Annotated in this window: 13 protein-coding genes; 3 read left to right on the forward strand and 10 right to left on the reverse strand. The window is 69.5% G+C overall.

Translation table 11 applies throughout. From position 1 onward, the window contains the following. Window positions 1–24 precede the first annotated feature (24 nt). The 5 genes from DACI_RS29375 to DACI_RS29395 form a co-directional block, all read right to left on the reverse strand. Window positions 25–414, reverse strand: a complete 390-nt coding sequence (locus tag DACI_RS29375) for a VOC family protein (protein WP_012207608.1) — start codon at window positions 412–414, stop codon at window positions 25–27. Between the two features lie 66 nt (window positions 415–480). Then, window positions 481–834: an energy transducer TonB gene (locus DACI_RS29380; protein WP_012207609.1), complete on the reverse strand. Its 354-nt coding sequence runs from the start codon at window positions 832–834 to the stop codon at window positions 481–483. A gap of 68 nt (window positions 835–902) precedes the next feature. Next, complete coding sequence (locus DACI_RS29385; protein ID WP_012207610.1) at window positions 903–3275, reverse strand: helicase C-terminal domain-containing protein; 2373 nt, start codon at window positions 3273–3275, stop codon at window positions 903–905. Beyond that, window positions 3272–4948, reverse strand: coding sequence for a VRR-NUC domain-containing protein (locus DACI_RS29390; RefSeq protein ID WP_012207611.1), 1677 nt, complete (start codon window positions 4946–4948; stop codon window positions 3272–3274). The genes DACI_RS29385 and DACI_RS29390 overlap by 4 nt, the downstream gene beginning before the upstream one ends. A 109-nt stretch (window positions 4949–5057) precedes the next feature. Further along, window positions 5058–5870, reverse strand: coding sequence for an SDR family NAD(P)-dependent oxidoreductase (locus DACI_RS29395; protein WP_012207612.1), 813 nt, complete (start codon window positions 5868–5870; stop codon window positions 5058–5060). Window positions 5871–6040: 170 nt separating this feature from the next. Between DACI_RS29395 and DACI_RS29400 the strand changes: the two genes are divergently transcribed. Further along, window positions 6041–6244 (forward strand): type II toxin-antitoxin system VapB family antitoxin, encoded by a 204-nt coding sequence (locus DACI_RS29400; RefSeq protein ID WP_012207613.1) that lies wholly within the window; start codon window positions 6041–6043, stop codon window positions 6242–6244. Next, window positions 6241–6621, forward strand: a complete 381-nt coding sequence (locus DACI_RS29405; RefSeq protein ID WP_012207614.1) for a type II toxin-antitoxin system VapC family toxin — start codon at window positions 6241–6243, stop codon at window positions 6619–6621. The genes DACI_RS29400 and DACI_RS29405 overlap by 4 nt, the downstream gene beginning before the upstream one ends. Window positions 6622–6670: 49 nt before the next feature. Here the strand turns inward: DACI_RS29405 and DACI_RS29410 are convergent, their stop codons facing one another. The 3 genes from DACI_RS29410 to DACI_RS29420 are packed head-to-tail and all read right to left on the reverse strand — an operon-like array spanning window position 6671 to window position 10590. Next, complete coding sequence (locus tag DACI_RS29410; RefSeq protein WP_012207615.1) at window positions 6671–8548, reverse strand: CocE/NonD family hydrolase; 1878 nt, start codon at window positions 8546–8548, stop codon at window positions 6671–6673. An 11-nt stretch (window positions 8549–8559) separates the two neighbouring features. Beyond that, on the reverse strand, window positions 8560–9537 hold the full coding sequence (locus DACI_RS29415; protein ID WP_043782962.1) for a Bug family tripartite tricarboxylate transporter substrate binding protein: 978 nt from the start codon (window positions 9535–9537) through the stop codon (window positions 8560–8562). A 36-nt stretch (window positions 9538–9573) separates the two neighbouring features. Then, window positions 9574–10590 carry a porin gene (locus DACI_RS29420; RefSeq protein ID WP_012207617.1) on the reverse strand — a complete coding sequence of 339 codons (1017 nt, stop codon included), beginning with the start codon at window positions 10588–10590 and terminating at the stop codon, window positions 9574–9576. A gap of 165 nt (window positions 10591–10755) precedes the next feature. Here DACI_RS29420 and DACI_RS29425 point away from each other — a divergent pair, with 165 nt between their 5' ends. Then, entirely contained in the window at window positions 10756–11682 is a 927-nt protein-coding gene (locus DACI_RS29425; RefSeq protein ID WP_043782964.1) for a LysR family transcriptional regulator, read from the forward strand. A gap of 21 nt (window positions 11683–11703) precedes the next feature. Here DACI_RS29425 and DACI_RS29430 read toward each other — a convergent pair whose 3' ends face one another. Together DACI_RS29430 and DACI_RS29435 are read right to left on the reverse strand one after the other, a co-directional pair. After that, complete coding sequence (locus DACI_RS29430) at window positions 11704–12456, reverse strand: ABC transporter permease (RefSeq protein ID WP_170962118.1); 753 nt, start codon at window positions 12454–12456, stop codon at window positions 11704–11706. Further along, window positions 12453–13616, reverse strand: coding sequence for an ABC transporter substrate-binding protein (locus DACI_RS29435; protein WP_012207620.1), 1164 nt, complete (start codon window positions 13614–13616; stop codon window positions 12453–12455). The genes DACI_RS29430 and DACI_RS29435 overlap by 4 nt, the downstream gene beginning before the upstream one ends. Between the last annotated feature and the right edge of the window lie 154 nt (window positions 13617–13770).

Below are 13770 nucleotides of genomic sequence, written 5' to 3' on the forward strand. Positions count from 1 at the left end.
GCGCGAACGGGCCGCAGGCCCCGCTCAATGCCGCTGGTTGATCTGTATGAGATTGCCGCAGGTGTCGTCGAACACCGCAATCGTGACCGGCCCCAGATGCGTCGGCGGCCTGGTGAAGCGCACGCCGGCCGCGCTCAGGCGTTCGTACTCGGCCTGCACGTCGTCCACGCCGAAGAAGGTGGCCGGCACGCCGTCGGCATGCAGGGCGGTCTTGAACGGCCTGGCGGCCGGGTGCATGTCGGGTTCGAGCAGCAGCTCCACGCCATCGGCATCACCGGGTGATGTCAGGGTGAGCCAGCGCGCATCGCCGCCCATGGGAATGTCGTGCTTGAGAACGAAGCCGAGCACGTCGCGGTAGAAGGCCAGGGCCTTGTCCTGGTCGTCGACGAGCACGCTGGTGATGACGATCTTCATGGAATGCTCCTTGTGTCGCTGCGCAGGGCACGCACCGGGTACAAACCTGCCACCACCGGCATGCCGCTATTTCAGCAGGAAGGTGACGGGCACGCGCGTCCACATGCTGTCCGGCACGCCGTCGCGCGTGCCGGGGACAAAGCGCCACGTCCGCACGGCGTCCAGCGCCTCCTGGTCGAGCAGAGGATAGCCGCTGCTGTCTGCCACATCCACGGCCAGTGCCTTTCCGCTGGCGCCCACCAGAACCCGCAGCACCACCTTGCCTTCCTGCTCCAGCCGCCTGGCTTCCTTGGGATAGGCCGGCATCTTGTTCTCGCTGGCCTGCCTGTCGGGCACAGGCTGCACCACGCCTGCCGCAGCCGGGCCGCCGGCCAGCAGGCCCAGGGTCAATGCAAGGATGGCGCAGCGCATGCGGGGCATTCGGAAGGCTCCTGGATGGGGACTGGATGGGGGTGGGGATGGCAGTCGTGGACTGGTGCGGGCCCGGATCATCGCATGCCCTCCACCCGCCACCAGCGCGGCAGCAGCGCCTGCACCTCGCCGCGCCGATAGCGGTCGTCGATGAGAAAGACCACGCCGCGGTCGCGCTCGCTGCGGATGACGCGGCCTGCGGCCTGGACCACCTTGCGCAGGCCCGGGTAGAGATAGCTGTAGTCATAGCCCTTGTCCGCGCCGAACTGGCGGTCCATGGCGCGCTTCATCTCTTCATTCACGGGATTGACCTGGGGCAGGCCCAGCGTGGCCACGAAGGCGCCGATGAGGCGCTCGCCGGGCAGGTCCACGCCCTCGGAGAACGCCCCGCCCAGCACGGCAAAGCCCACGCCCTGCCCGGCTTCGGTGAAGCGGGCCAGGAAGGCCGCGCGGCCCTCCTCGTCCATGGACGGGGTCTGCAGCCAGACCGGCAGATCGGGATGGGCGCGCTGCAGGCATTCGGCCACGCGCTGCAGGTAGTCGAAGCTGCTGAAAAAGCACAGGTAGTTGCCCGGCCGGCGCGCGTACTGCGCGGCCACGAGGTCGGCGATGGGCCGCAGCGAACGGTCGCGGTCCCGGTAGCGCGTGGAGATGTGGCCGGCCACCTGCACATCGAGCTGGTCGGCCTGGAAGGGCGAGTCGGCCTCCAGCCAGTGCGTGCCTTCGGGCAGACCCAGGATGTCGCGGTAGAAGTGCGGCGGGCTCAGCGTGCCCGAGAACAGCACCGAGGCATGGGCCGCCGCATGGCGTGCCGCCAGGTGGGGCGCGGGCACCACGCAGCGTATGCACAGCGTGGATGCCGGCGTGCGACGGGGGCCTGAGCGCCCGGGCAGCAGGTGGACATCGAACAGCGCATGGCCGCCGAACTGCTCGGCCAGCGCCATGAACTGCAGCGCCTCCCAGTAGAAGTCCAGCACGGGGTCGCCGGGCAGCATGGGGCTGTCGGCATTGGCATCGCCGATGGCCGCCACGGCGCGCTGCACGGCGCCCAGCAGGCCTGCGGGCACTTCCTCATGGGCCTGGTAGCTGGCGGTCTGCTCCCTGTTCAGCGCGCTCCAGCTGCGGCTGAGACGGTCCAGCGCCTTGCGCACCGCGCCGGTGGCCGCCTTGCGGGCGGCGGCCAGGGCAAACTGCGACAGCTCGGCCGTGTACATGCGGCGCGCGCGCTCGAGCAGGTTGTGGGCCTCGTCCACCAGCACGCCCACCTTCCATTGCTGGGCCTGGGTGAGCGCGTACAGCATGGCGGCGCTGTCGTAGAAGTAGTGGTAGTCGGCCACGACCACGTCGCTCCAGCGCACCAGTTCCTGGGACAGGTAGTAGGGGCAGATGTCGTGCGCCAGGGCGACGGCACGCACGGCAGGCGGGTCCCAGGGCGCCTGCTGCAGCGCGGCGGCGCGCGCGGCGGGCAGCCGGTCGAAGAAGCCGCGCGCCAGCGGGCAGGAGTCGCCGTGGCAGGCCTTGTCGGGATGCTCGCAGGCCTTGTCGCGCGCCAGGATGGCGAGCACGCGCAGCCTTGCGGGTGGCGCGGACGGTGTGGGCGGTGCGGGTGGCGAGGGCAGCGGTTGTGGCGCAGCCGGTTCCTGCGGCGGTGGCTGGTGCTGTTCGGCGATCTGCCGGTTCACGCTGGCCAGCGCCTGCAGTGCCAGAGCGTGGCCCGTGCCCTTGGCCGTCAGGAAGAACAGGCGGTCCAGGCCCTGGTCCGGCATGGCCTTGAGCATGGGGAAGATGGTGCCCAGCGTCTTGCCGATGCCCGTGGGCGCCTGCGCCATCAGGCACTGGCCGCCCTGCTGCGCGCGCGCCACGCGGTAGACGGCCACGGCCAGCTCGCGCTGGCCCGCGCGAAAGCCCTGCATGGGAAAGCGCAGCGCGGCCAGCGCCGCCTCGCGCGCCGCGCGGTGGGCGGCCTCGCTGCGTGCCCAGTCCAGGAACAGCGCGCATTGCTGCTCGAAGAAGGCGCGCAGCGTGGCCGCGTCTTCCTCCTGCACCAGCACGGTTTCCTCCGAGTTGCCCACGTTGAAATACACCAGGGCCACCCGCAGCCGCTGCAGGCCGCGCGCCTGGCACAGCAGATGGGCGTAGATGCGCGCCTGGGCCCAGTGCAGGGCGCGGTGATGGGCGCGCACGCCCTCGATCTGGCCGCGGTAGGTCTTGATTTCCTCGAGCTGGCCAGCCCCGGCGTCGAAGCCGTCGGCACGGCCGCGCACGCGCAGGTCGCCGTACTCACCGGCCAGGCTGATCTCGGTCTCGTAGTCCTTGCCCCTGCGCGACTGCACCAGGCTGTGGCCGGCCATGCCCTCCAGCGCGCTGGGCGCGGGTGTGAAGCGCAGGTCCAGGTCGCCCGCGCGCGCCGTGAACTCGCACAGCGCGCGCACGGCCACGGTGTAGCTCACGCGGCCTCTCCCAGCGGCTGGCCGCGCCACTGCACATGGCACACGCGCACGGGAATGCCGTGCTCGGCACAGTACTGCAGCCAGCGGATCTGGTTGTCCTGCAGCTTGTCGCCGGGGGCCTTGGCCTCGACCAGTTCGTAGCGGCGCTCGGCCGGCCAGAAACGCACCAGATCGGGAAAGCCCGTGCGGTTGGCCTGCACGTCGCGCAGCAGCCGCGCAAAGAACAGCTTGAGGTGGGCGGCTGGAATGCAGTCCAGCGCCAGCGCCAGCAGCGGCGCGCTCAGCGTGCCCCAGAACACGAAGGGTGACTGCAGGCCCTGCTTGTCGGCATGGCGCTGCACGATGACCTCGCGCCAGCTGCCATCGTCCAGATGCGCCAGGCATTCCTCGAACAAGGCTGCGCGGCGCTGCACGAAGTCGGGCGCGGACAGGTCGGCCGGGCCGCTCTGGAAGGGGTGGAAGAAGGCGCCCGGCAGCGGCGCGAAGATGGCCGGCCAGCACAGCAGACCGAACAGCGAGTTGATGAGCGCGTTCTCCACGTAGAACACCGGCGCGGAGTCGCTGTGCCAGTGGTCGCGCAGCACGTACTCGACCGATGCGGGCCGCGCCGGCAGCTCCAGCTCCACGTCCATGCGCATCTGCGCCACCACGGGCGCCAGCGCCGCCGCACGCCCGCGCGCGCCCTGCCCCAGGCTGCGGCGCAGGCGCGGCAGCATGCGCGCCACGCGCTGCAGCTCCTCGTCGCTCTCGGGCTGGGCCTGGGCGGCCTGGGCCAGCGCCATGGCATCGGCAAAGCGCTCCATGCGCTCGTACACGCGCATGCGCCGGTGGCGGGCGCCGGGGTAGCGGCTTTGCGCATAAGCCTGCTCGGCACGCTCCCAGTCCTGCATGCGCTCGCAGGCCTGGCCTATGCGCAGCAGCACCTTGGCGCGGCGCTGCTCCAGCCAGGCATTGCCGCTGGCGCATCCGGCCACCTGCTGCAGCAGCGCATCGATCTCCACGCCCTCATCCAGCGCCGCGCGGCAGGCCTGCAGGGCCAGGTAGCCATCGACATCGGCACGCGACTGGAAGGCCCGCGACGCCGCATCGAAGGCCACGGCCTCGTAGCGGAACACGCCCAGGTCGGCCAGCACGAATTCCGACCAGTCCTGGTAGAGGTTGCCGAAGAACATCAGCCGAAAGCGCTCGCACAGCGCGCCCACCATCACACGCCAGGCGGATTCGCCGGCTGCGACACCCTGGGGCTGCCACTGCGCATAGGGCCTGGGCGCCTCATGCAGGGGCTGCAGGGCCTGCAAAAGCTCGGCCTTGCGCAGGCCTGAGTGAACGGGTGCGCCTGCGAACAGCTGCAGCAGCTCGGGCTTGGTGTGCAGCGCAAACAGCTCCTCCAGCGCCATGGGGTGGCCCGCATCCAGCCAGCCCAGCTCCAGCAGGGGCGCGGCCGCGTCGGCAATGGCGGGAATCTCTTCGTACACCAGCTTGCCGGCCCGAAACCACGGCCCGCGCCGCATCAGCAAACGCACCATCAGCGCCTGCGAGGGCTGGGGCAGCTGCGTGAAACGGGTGAGGAATGCCTGCTCGGGCGCGTCCAGCAGATCGCCGTAACGCTGGCCAATCCAGTCCAGCGCGCGCTGGAAGTTGTGCAGGTAGTAGAAGCGGTGGGGAGGGAGCATGGGCCTGGCAGATCGGGCAGCCAGGCCGCTCGAAAACTGTATCTTTATACAGTCATCATATCAAACCCGGTAGTGCTCACTTCGCACAACGGACTTGCCCCGGGCAGGCTCATCCGGCCAGGAAGCCGCCATCGGTCGCCAGGCAGTGCCCGACCACAAAGGCCGCCTCGTCCGACATCAGCCAGACGACGGCCGTGGCCACCTCCTGCGGATGGCCCATGCGCCGCAGCGGCAGGCCCGCCGCCACGGCATGCATGTCGGCAATGCCTGAGCCCAGCATCATGTCCGTGACCACGCGGCCAGGGGCAACGGCATTGATGCGGATGCCGCGCGGCGCGTACTCCATGGCGGCGGCGCGGGTCAGCGACAGGGCCGCCGCCTTGGAGGCGCCGTACAGCGACAGGCCCGGGTTGGGATTGCGTATGCCGCTGACGCTGGTGTTGTTCACGATGGTGCCGCCGCCCGCGGCCAGCATGGCCGCCAGTTCATGGCGCATGGCGTGGAAGACCGCACGCACATTCGTATCGAAGACCTGGGAAAAGACCGCGTCATCCTGCTCGGCCAGCACGGCACGCCGCTCCTGGAAGCCCGCATTGTTGAAGGCCGCGTCCAGCCGCCCGAAGCGCTCCACGGCCTGCTCCACCACCGCCGCCATGTCCTCCTGCCGCGTTGCATCGCAGGCCAGGAAAAGGCCGTCTGCCCCCCGCTGCCGGATTTCCTGCTCCAGCTGCAGGCCCAGCTCACGGCGGCGCCCCGTGACCACCACGGCGGCAGCGCCCTCCTCGGCCATGCGCAAGGCGGTAGCCCGGCCTATGCCGCTGGTGGCGCCCACCACCAGGCAGACACGCCCCCGGAGCCGCCCCGATGGTGCAAGGGCTGGCAGGGGACCGGCCAGTTCCAACTGACGCTGCTGCATGTCCATGGCGATGTTCCTTCGCAATTTGGTTGCATGGTACAACCAATAGACTAAAAACACCATTCAGGCAAAGCCGGCTGCCGTCCCGTGTCCGCCAGGAGGGCGGCAACGGATCACTTGCAGGGATGCTCCATTGGATGCAAACTTGCTTCAACATTGATGCAATGAGGTCCACCATGAGAACCACGGTCACCATCGACGACGCCTTGTACGAGGAAGCGCTGGAGCTGGCGGAGCCAGAAATGGACAAGGCCGACCTGTTTCGCGAAGCCGTCAAGACTTTCGTGAGAGTGCAGGCGGCCAAGCGCCTGGCCGCGCTGGGAGGCAGCGCACCGGACATGCGGGAGATTCCCCGTCGCCCACAGGGCATCGAGCCATGAATCCCGTTCTGGTCGATACCTCGGTCTGGATCGATCACTTCAGGCAGGGCAATCCTCACCTGGTGCAGCTGCTGCAGCAAGACATGACGCTCATGCACCCCCTGGTGCTGGGCGAACTGGCCTGCGGCACGCCACCGGCACGCGCACGCACGCTCGCAGACCTTCAACGGCTCAAGCCTGCCCGGCAGGCCAGCATGCGCGAAGTGATGGCCTTGATAGAGCGCGAGCAGCTCTTTGGTCTGGGCTGCGGCCTGGTGGACATGACGCTCCTGGCCTCGGCACTCATGTCTTCAGGCGCCAGCCTGTGGTCGCTGGACAAGCGCCTGCACGCGCTGGCCCAGCGGTTTGGCATTGCCTACCGTCCCACAGGCCAGTAGGGCCAGTAGGGCCGATAGCTTCGATAGCGCCGCTAGTGCCTAGTGCCGATCAGACGGCCCTGTCCACCAGCCTTCCCACCACCGGCAACACCACGCGCGACACATGCGCCCCGCCCAGGTGCAGGCTGTTGACCGCCACCTGCATGGGTCCTGCACTGCCCTCGGGCGCGCCGGTGTTGGGGTTCACGTCGAAGCGCGGGAAGTTGCTGCTGGAGATGTCCAGGCGGATGCGGTGGCCCTTGCGGAACAGGTTGGAGGTGGGCATGGGCTCGATGGTGATGGCCACCACCTCGCCGGGCGTCATCAGCTCGGGCTGCTCCCATGAGTTGCGGTAGCGGCAGCGCAGGATGCCGTCGGTGATGTTCATCGCATAGCCCTGCGGATGGTCGGCGCTGGGCGGGTACTGGTCGATGAGCTTGGCGGTGAAGTCCGTGTCGGGCGCGGACGAGGACACCTGCAGCTCGATGGTGATGGTGCCCGTGACCTCCAGGTCTTGCTGCAGCGGCTCGGTCTGGAACACCAGCACGTCGCCACGCTCGGACAGCGGGCCGTAGGGCGGGCGGGCGGCGAAGGTGCTCTCGTGCGTGACCTGGTCGTAGGCGCCTGCGAACATCAGCGGCTCGCCCGAGGTGATGGAGCCGCCCAGGGTGGGCACGGGGCAGGCCGGGTCGAAGCGGTAGCTGCGCACGCCCGGCTGCGGCGCGGGCTCGCGGGCCAGCCTGCCGTCGGCGTGCAGGTGCCAGGCCGTGGGCTGCGTGCCGGGCACGGGCCAGTGGTCGGCGCTGCGCCAGGCCCCGCCGTGGTCCAGCCGGCCCTGGGCCGTGCGCGCGCCCGATCCGCCGCCCATGCGGAAGTAGCGCACGGCGGCTTGCTGGCGCGCGGGCATGGGCCGGCCCTTGAGCCAGTGGTCGAACCAGGCCAGGCGCATGGCCACGTAGTCTTCGGCCAGTGCGCCGTCGAGCACGGCATCGGGCCCGAAATCCACATCGCCCGCATGCGGGACGCTGCGCTCGCCATGGGTCCAGGGGCCCAGCACCATGCGGACCCGGCCATCGCCGCGCGACAGGCCCAGGTAGTTGTCCGTGGTGGTCTGCGCATACGGGTCCCACCAGCCGCACATCAGCATCACGGCCAGGCCGTCGAAGGCGCCGTAGTGGCCGGCGGCGTACAGCTCGGGCTGGCGCCAGTAGTCGTCAAAGCTGCCGCGCTCCCACTGGCTGAACAGGTAGTCCTCGTACTCGGGCGCCCACTGCAGCGGCGAGTCGCCGCGCGACCAGGGCAGGCGCAGGCACCACCGGCCGATGTCGGCCTGCTCCAGCGCCTGGCGCGCTGCGGGCTCCAGGTGGTTGCTGCCGCTGCGCGCATTGCGCAGGGCCCAGACGGCCTGCTTCAGCTCGAAGGCACCGCCATGGCGTATGCCGCCCCGGTAGGCATTCGCAAAGCCGCCGCATTCCAGGAACATGGCCTTGAGGCCCGGCGGCCTTTGCGTGGCCAGCGCAGTCTGCGTGTGTGCGGCGTAGGACAGGCCGTAGGTGCCCACGCTGCCGTTGCACCAGGGCTGCTCCATGATCCATTGCAGGGTGTCGGCGCCATCGTGGGCCTCGCCCAGGTATTTGGTGAACTGGCCTTCGGAGCCGAAGCGGCCCCGGCAGTCCTGCACGACCACGGCATAGCCTTCGCGCGCAAAGCGGGCCGCCACCTCGCCCCGGCGCATGGGAAGGGGGTTGGCCGCGCTGCGCTCGCGGCGCGTTTCCTCGTTCTTGCCGTAGGGCGTGCGCTCCAGCAGCACGGGCAGCGGGCCGGGTTCGTGGGGGCCGAGGTTCTCGGGCAGATACAGGTCGGTGGCCAGGCGCACGCCATCGCGCATGGGCACGGTGAGGCTGTGGCGGACCACGCCGCCCAGCTCGGTGATTGATGTGTTGCTCATGCTGCTGGCGCTCAGTCGAGCTTGAGGTTGCGTTCCTTGACCAGCTTGGCCCAGCGCGCCGTGTCTTCCTGCATGAAGCGCGCCAGCTCCTGGGGCGTGGTGGGCGCGGGCTCGGCGCCCTGCGCCTCCAGAGACTTGGCCACTTCACGGTCCTGCAGCGAGCGCACCAGCGCGGCATTGACCTTGGCCACCACCGCAGGCGGCGTGCCGGTGGGCGCGAACAGCGCATACCAGATGTCGTATTCGAAGTCCTTGACGCCCGCCTCGGCCATGGTGGGCACCTGCGGCAGGGCGCGCGAGCGCGTGGCGCTGGCCACGGCCAGCGGCGTGAGCTTGCCGGCCTTGATCTGCAGCACCACGCTGGGCACGGCATTGATGCCCAGCTGCACATGGCCGCCCACCAGTTCGTTGACGGCGGGCGCGCCGCCCTTGTAGGGAATCTGCAGCATGCGCGTGCCCGTGGCAGCCTGGAACATTTCCATGGACAGATGGCCTGGCGTGCCGTTGCCGCTGGAGCTGTAGTTCAGCGCGCCGGGGTTCTTGCGCGCCAGCGCCACCAGCTCCTGCACGGTGCTCACATTGAGGCTGGGGTGCGTGGTCAGGATGGGCACGTTGATCAGCACCCGCCCCACGGGCACGAAGTCGCGCGAGGGGTTGTAGGACAGCTTGCTGGACAGCAGCGGCGCCGTCACCATGCCCGAGCCCGCGCCCAGCAGCAGGGTGTAGCCATCGGCCGGCGCGGAGGACACCAGCTGGAAGCCATGCACGCCGGGGCGGTTGTCGATGACCACGGGCTGGCGCCACAGCTCGGACATCTTGCGGGCCACCACGCGCATGGCGGCATCGGCTGCGGCACCGGCGGGGAACGGCACGACGATGCGCACGGGCTTTTCCGGGAATTCGGCCGCATGGCCGGGCAAGGGCGCCAGGCCCAGCACAAGGCCCAGTGCCAGGAAAGCCATGGACAGGAAGCGTTGGAAGTGGGTCATGGGAATCTCCATTCTTGATGCGGGTGTGCAGGACGGTCAGAAGTCATGGCGCACGCCCGCGCCGATGGCGCGCACGGCCACGTTGGGGCGGCTGGAGTCCACGCCGTCGTGGTCCACGAAGGCCTGCAGTTCGGTGCGCTTGGACAGCGCATAGGTATAGGCCAGCTGCTGGCGCCTGCGCTTGCCGGTCAGCGAGGTCTGCACGTCGCGCTGCATCAGGTTGAGCACCACGGCGTGTGCGCCATGGCGCAGCCGCGTGCCAAGCATCCAGTAGTCCACGTCGGCGCGCGAGACGCCGGGCTTGTGGTTGAAGCGGTCACGGCCCAGCAGCACATAGGGCTCGATGGCACCAAAGCTGTAGCGCAGGCCCATCTGCCATTTGCTGTCGAACTCGTTGGCCAGCAGGCCCCCGGCGCGCGTGTCCTTGGCGTAGCCCAGGCCGGCCGTCCACGGGCCTGCGGCGTAGCTCAGGCCCAGGTCCAGCGATCTGGCGTCGTCCTCCAGCCCTGGGGCCTTGGCATCGCCGCGCAGGTAGTAGCGCGCACGGAACACCGTGCCGCCCCACGACGGGCTTTGGTAGCCCAGCGAATTGGAGGTGCGGTTGCGCGCATTGAGCATGGAGGTGCCGATGGCCGTGGCCCCGGCGTCATTGGCCGCGAACGAGGTGATGCCCGTGACCTGCGAGTACAGCGGCGAGCCCGTGGGATTGGCCGAGTCCAGCCGGCCCAGGGCCACCGTGCCCAGGCTGCCGCGCAGCGCCACGTAGCTGTTGCGAAAGGCCGGCGTGGTCAGCGAGCCCGTGTCCGCATCCAGCCCCATCTCCATGCCGAACAGCGCCTGCAGGCCGCCGCCCAGCTCCTCCTTGCCGCGAAAGCCCAGGCGCGAGGCGTTGTCGCGCTCTTCCATGGTGGAGCCGGCATTGCCGGTCTTGAGGTGGTTCACGGTCAGCCGGATCTGGCCGTAGACCTGCATGTCCTGCGCATGCGCAATCGGGTGGCCCAGGGCAGCGATGGACAGGCTGCAGACGGCGGCAATGCTTGGCAGGGCCTTCATGGAATCTTGCTCCTTGTGTTGTGCGTGTTCTGACGCCGCCGATTCTCAGGAGCCCCCGCATCCACCACAACGGTATGACGGACGCGTATTACCCTATGCGATTCGTGATGCGCCGTGCGCGCCCCCGGCCGCGCTGCCATCATGCAAGCACCGCCTGTACAACCCATGAATTTCAAGCAACTCGAAGCCTTCCAGGCCATCATGCTCAGCGGCTCCACCACGGGTGCGGCCGAGCGCCTGGGGCTGTCCCAGCCCGGCATCAGCCGCCTGCTGGCCCAGCTGGAGCAGGACCTGGGCCTGCGGCTTTTCATCCGCGAAAAAGGCCGCCTGGTGCCCACGCAGGAGGCCGAGGCCCTGCTGCACGACGCCCAGGTTCTCATGGATTCGGCCCAGTGCTTTCGCCGCCATGCCGAGCAGTTGCGGCTGGGCGGCTTCAAGCGCCGGCTGCTCAAGGTGGCCGTGCCCGGCACCCTGGCCACCTCGCTGATGCCGGCCATTGCCCACCAGTTCATGCAGGCGCATCCCGACGTGGTGCTGGAAGTGCTGTCGGGCTCCTATACCGAGACCGAGCGGGCCCTGCTGAGCCGCGACGCCGACATCGGCCTGGTGCGCCTGCCCATGACCATGCCCGGCCTGCGCACGCGGGCCTGCCTGGAGTCCGAGGCCGTCTGCATCATGCCCAGAGGCCATGCGCTGCAGGCGCTGGACGAGGTGACGCCGTCAGATCTGGTGGACGCCCCGCTGATCCTGCTGGGCCGCCAGCGCGAGATCCGCCAGGAGATCGACATGGCCTTTCGCCATGCGCGCGTGCAGCCGCGCGTGGCCGTGGAGGTGCATTCCGTGGGCGAGGCCTGCGCCCATGTGGCGCAGGGCCTGGGCGTGTCCATGGTCAACGGCCTGCTGGCCAGCTACTGCCAGCCCGGCGCCCTGTCCAGCCGCCCGTTCAGGCCGCGCATCCGCTACCAGCTGGCCATTGCCTCGCTGGAGGCAGCGGCGCCGTCGCCCCTGCAGGACACGCTGATCGCCCTGCTGGTCCAGGCCATCGTGGCCACCGGGCATGCCGCCCCGGTGGACGACATGCCGAAGGCCTGATGCCCCGGTGATGCCGGCCGCTCAGTGCATCCAGCGCTGGTGCAGCCACCGCGCCGCATGGTCCAGCGCATAGCCCAGGGCGCCGATCAGCACCACGGCGGCCATCAGCTCCGAATACGCCAGGCGGTCGCGCGTGTCGAGGATGAAGTAGCCCAGGCCGGCCGATACGCCCAGCATTTCTGCGGGCACCAGCACGATCCAGATGATGCCGATGGCCAGGCGCACGCCCGTGAGGATCTGGGCCGTGATGCCGGGCAGCACCACGCGCAGCACGGTCTCGGTGCGCGTGGCCGACAGGCTGCGTGCCAGCAGCAGCCAGTTGCGGTCCAGCTGGGCCACGCCGGCCGCCGTGCTCAGCAGGATGGGCCAGACGGCGGCGAAGGCCAGCAGGAAGTACACGGGCGCGTCGCCCACGCCCAGCACCATCACGGCAATGGGCATCCACGACAGCGGCGAGATCATGCGCAGGAACTGGAACACGGGCGAGAACGCCTGCGAGAACCCGCGCGACAGACCCACCAGCACGCCCAGCGGCACGCCGACCACGAAGGCCAGCAGCAGGCCCACGGCCACGCGCTGCAGGCTCAGCAGGGTGTGCATCCAGATGTCGGCGCCCGTCAGCAGCTGGCCCAGCGCCTGCAGCGAAGGCCAGGGCGCGAAGGCCGCAGCCACGGGCGTGCTGCGCGCCAGCAGCGCGCCGCCCACCCACCACAGGGCCAGGACCAGGGCCGCGCCCAGCAGCGGCAATCCAATACGTCGCAACACCTGGCTCACACCACGATGGTTTCGCGGCGCGAGAAATCGGCCGGAATGCCGAAGACCTGCGGGCCGCCCACGGCCTGGATGGCCTTGCGCACGAAGCGGTCGTCCACCAGGTCGGTGGCCGCAAACCTGGGCTCCAGCTTGTCGAGGAAGCGCGTGTCGCCCTCGACCTTGGTGGCCTTGATTGCGCGCACCAGCTGCTCGGTGTACGACGGATAGGGATAGGGCTGGAAGTCGATGCGCCGCTGGTGCCAGCCCTTGTTGACGACCACGCCGCTGGCCTCGTAGCTGGCGTAGTCGGTGGCGGCCAGCACCTTGGACAGCGTCTGCTGCGGATGCGGCGTGTAGCGGCGCTCGCCGGTGCTCGACAGCAGGCGCGCGGCGGCCAGGCGGTTGTCGCGCGTCCACAGCTGGGCCTTGACCACGGCATTGGTCACGCGCTGGGCCCATTCGGGCTTGTCGGCGATATCGCGCTCGGCCAGGAAGGTGACGCAGCAGGCGTGGTCCTTCCAGACATCGCCCGAGAAGCGCAGCATCTTGCCCACGCCCGCGATCTCGGCGGCGGCGTTGAAGGGCTCGGCCACGATGAAGCCCGCGATCGACTTGCCGGCCAGGGCCGAGACCATTTCGGCCGGTGCCAGCACGACGAGGTTGACCTCGTTGGCCGCAACGGCACCGCCGCGCGCCCGCGTCACGGCCGTGAGGCCGGCCTTGCGCAGCACGTCCTGCAGCAGGATGTTGTGGATGGAGTACCAGAACGGGATCGCCACGGTCTTGCCGCCCAGGTCCTGCACCTTCTGGATCTCGGGCAGCACGGTCAGGCCCGAGCCGTTGACGTGGTTCCAGGCCACGATCTTGGCGGGGAACTTGGCGCCGTAGCGCACCCACAGCGTGGAGGGCGTGAGCAGGTGGATGACGTTGACCTGGCCCGAGACGAAGGCCTCGACGATCTGGGCCCAGGAGCGGAACAGGCGCGGTGCCTCGGCCTTGAGGCCTTCGGCCTCGAACAGGCCGTTGCCGTGGGCCACCAGCAGCGGCGTGGCGTCGGTGATGGGCAGGTAGCCGATCTTCACGGGCTGGTCATCGCCCTTGAAGGCCTGGGCGCGCGCATCGCCTGCGGCCAGCAGCGGCGCGGCCACCGAGGCCGTGGCCAGTGCGCCCAGGCGCAGCATGTCGCGCCGCGTGAGGCCGCAGCCGCAGTCCGACGAGGCGCAGATGTGGGTGTAGGAAGGGTGGTCCTGGAAGCTCTTGCGAAAGACCTTTCAGAAGAGCATGGTTGAAGTCGAAGAAATGGCGGATCTGCAGGCGGATCGGCAGGCGGGCAGG

Source organism: Delftia acidovorans SPH-1 (genome assembly GCF_000018665.1).
GTDB classification, from domain to species: domain Bacteria; phylum Pseudomonadota; class Gammaproteobacteria; order Burkholderiales; family Burkholderiaceae_C; genus Comamonas; species Comamonas acidovorans.

Coding starts and splice junctions, on each gene's coding strand:
- DACI_RS29400 (WP_012207613.1), top strand. CDS start 6,041: ATGAGAACCACGGTCACCATCGACGACGCCTTGTACGAGGAAGCGCTG.
- DACI_RS29420 (WP_012207617.1), bottom strand. CDS start 10,590: ATGAAGGCCCTGCCAAGCATTGCCGCCGTCTGCAGCCTGTCCATCGCT.
- DACI_RS29435 (WP_012207620.1), bottom strand. CDS start 13,616: ATGCTGCGCCTGGGCGCACTGGCCACGGCCTCGGTGGCCGCGCCGCTG.
- DACI_RS29425 (WP_043782964.1), top strand. CDS start 10,756: ATGAATTTCAAGCAACTCGAAGCCTTCCAGGCCATCATGCTCAGCGGC.
- DACI_RS29390 (WP_012207611.1), bottom strand. CDS start 4,948: ATGCTCCCTCCCCACCGCTTCTACTACCTGCACAACTTCCAGCGCGCG.
- DACI_RS29415 (WP_043782962.1), bottom strand. CDS start 9,537: ATGACCCACTTCCAACGCTTCCTGTCCATGGCTTTCCTGGCACTGGGC.
- DACI_RS29375 (WP_012207608.1), bottom strand. CDS start 414: ATGAAGATCGTCATCACCAGCGTGCTCGTCGACGACCAGGACAAGGCC.
- DACI_RS29380 (WP_012207609.1), bottom strand. CDS start 834: ATGCCCCGCATGCGCTGCGCCATCCTTGCATTGACCCTGGGCCTGCTG.
- DACI_RS29410 (WP_012207615.1), bottom strand. CDS start 8,548: ATGAGCAACACATCAATCACCGAGCTGGGCGGCGTGGTCCGCCACAGC.
- DACI_RS29395 (WP_012207612.1), bottom strand. CDS start 5,870: ATGGACATGCAGCAGCGTCAGTTGGAACTGGCCGGTCCCCTGCCAGCC.
- DACI_RS29405 (WP_012207614.1), top strand. CDS start 6,241: ATGAATCCCGTTCTGGTCGATACCTCGGTCTGGATCGATCACTTCAGG.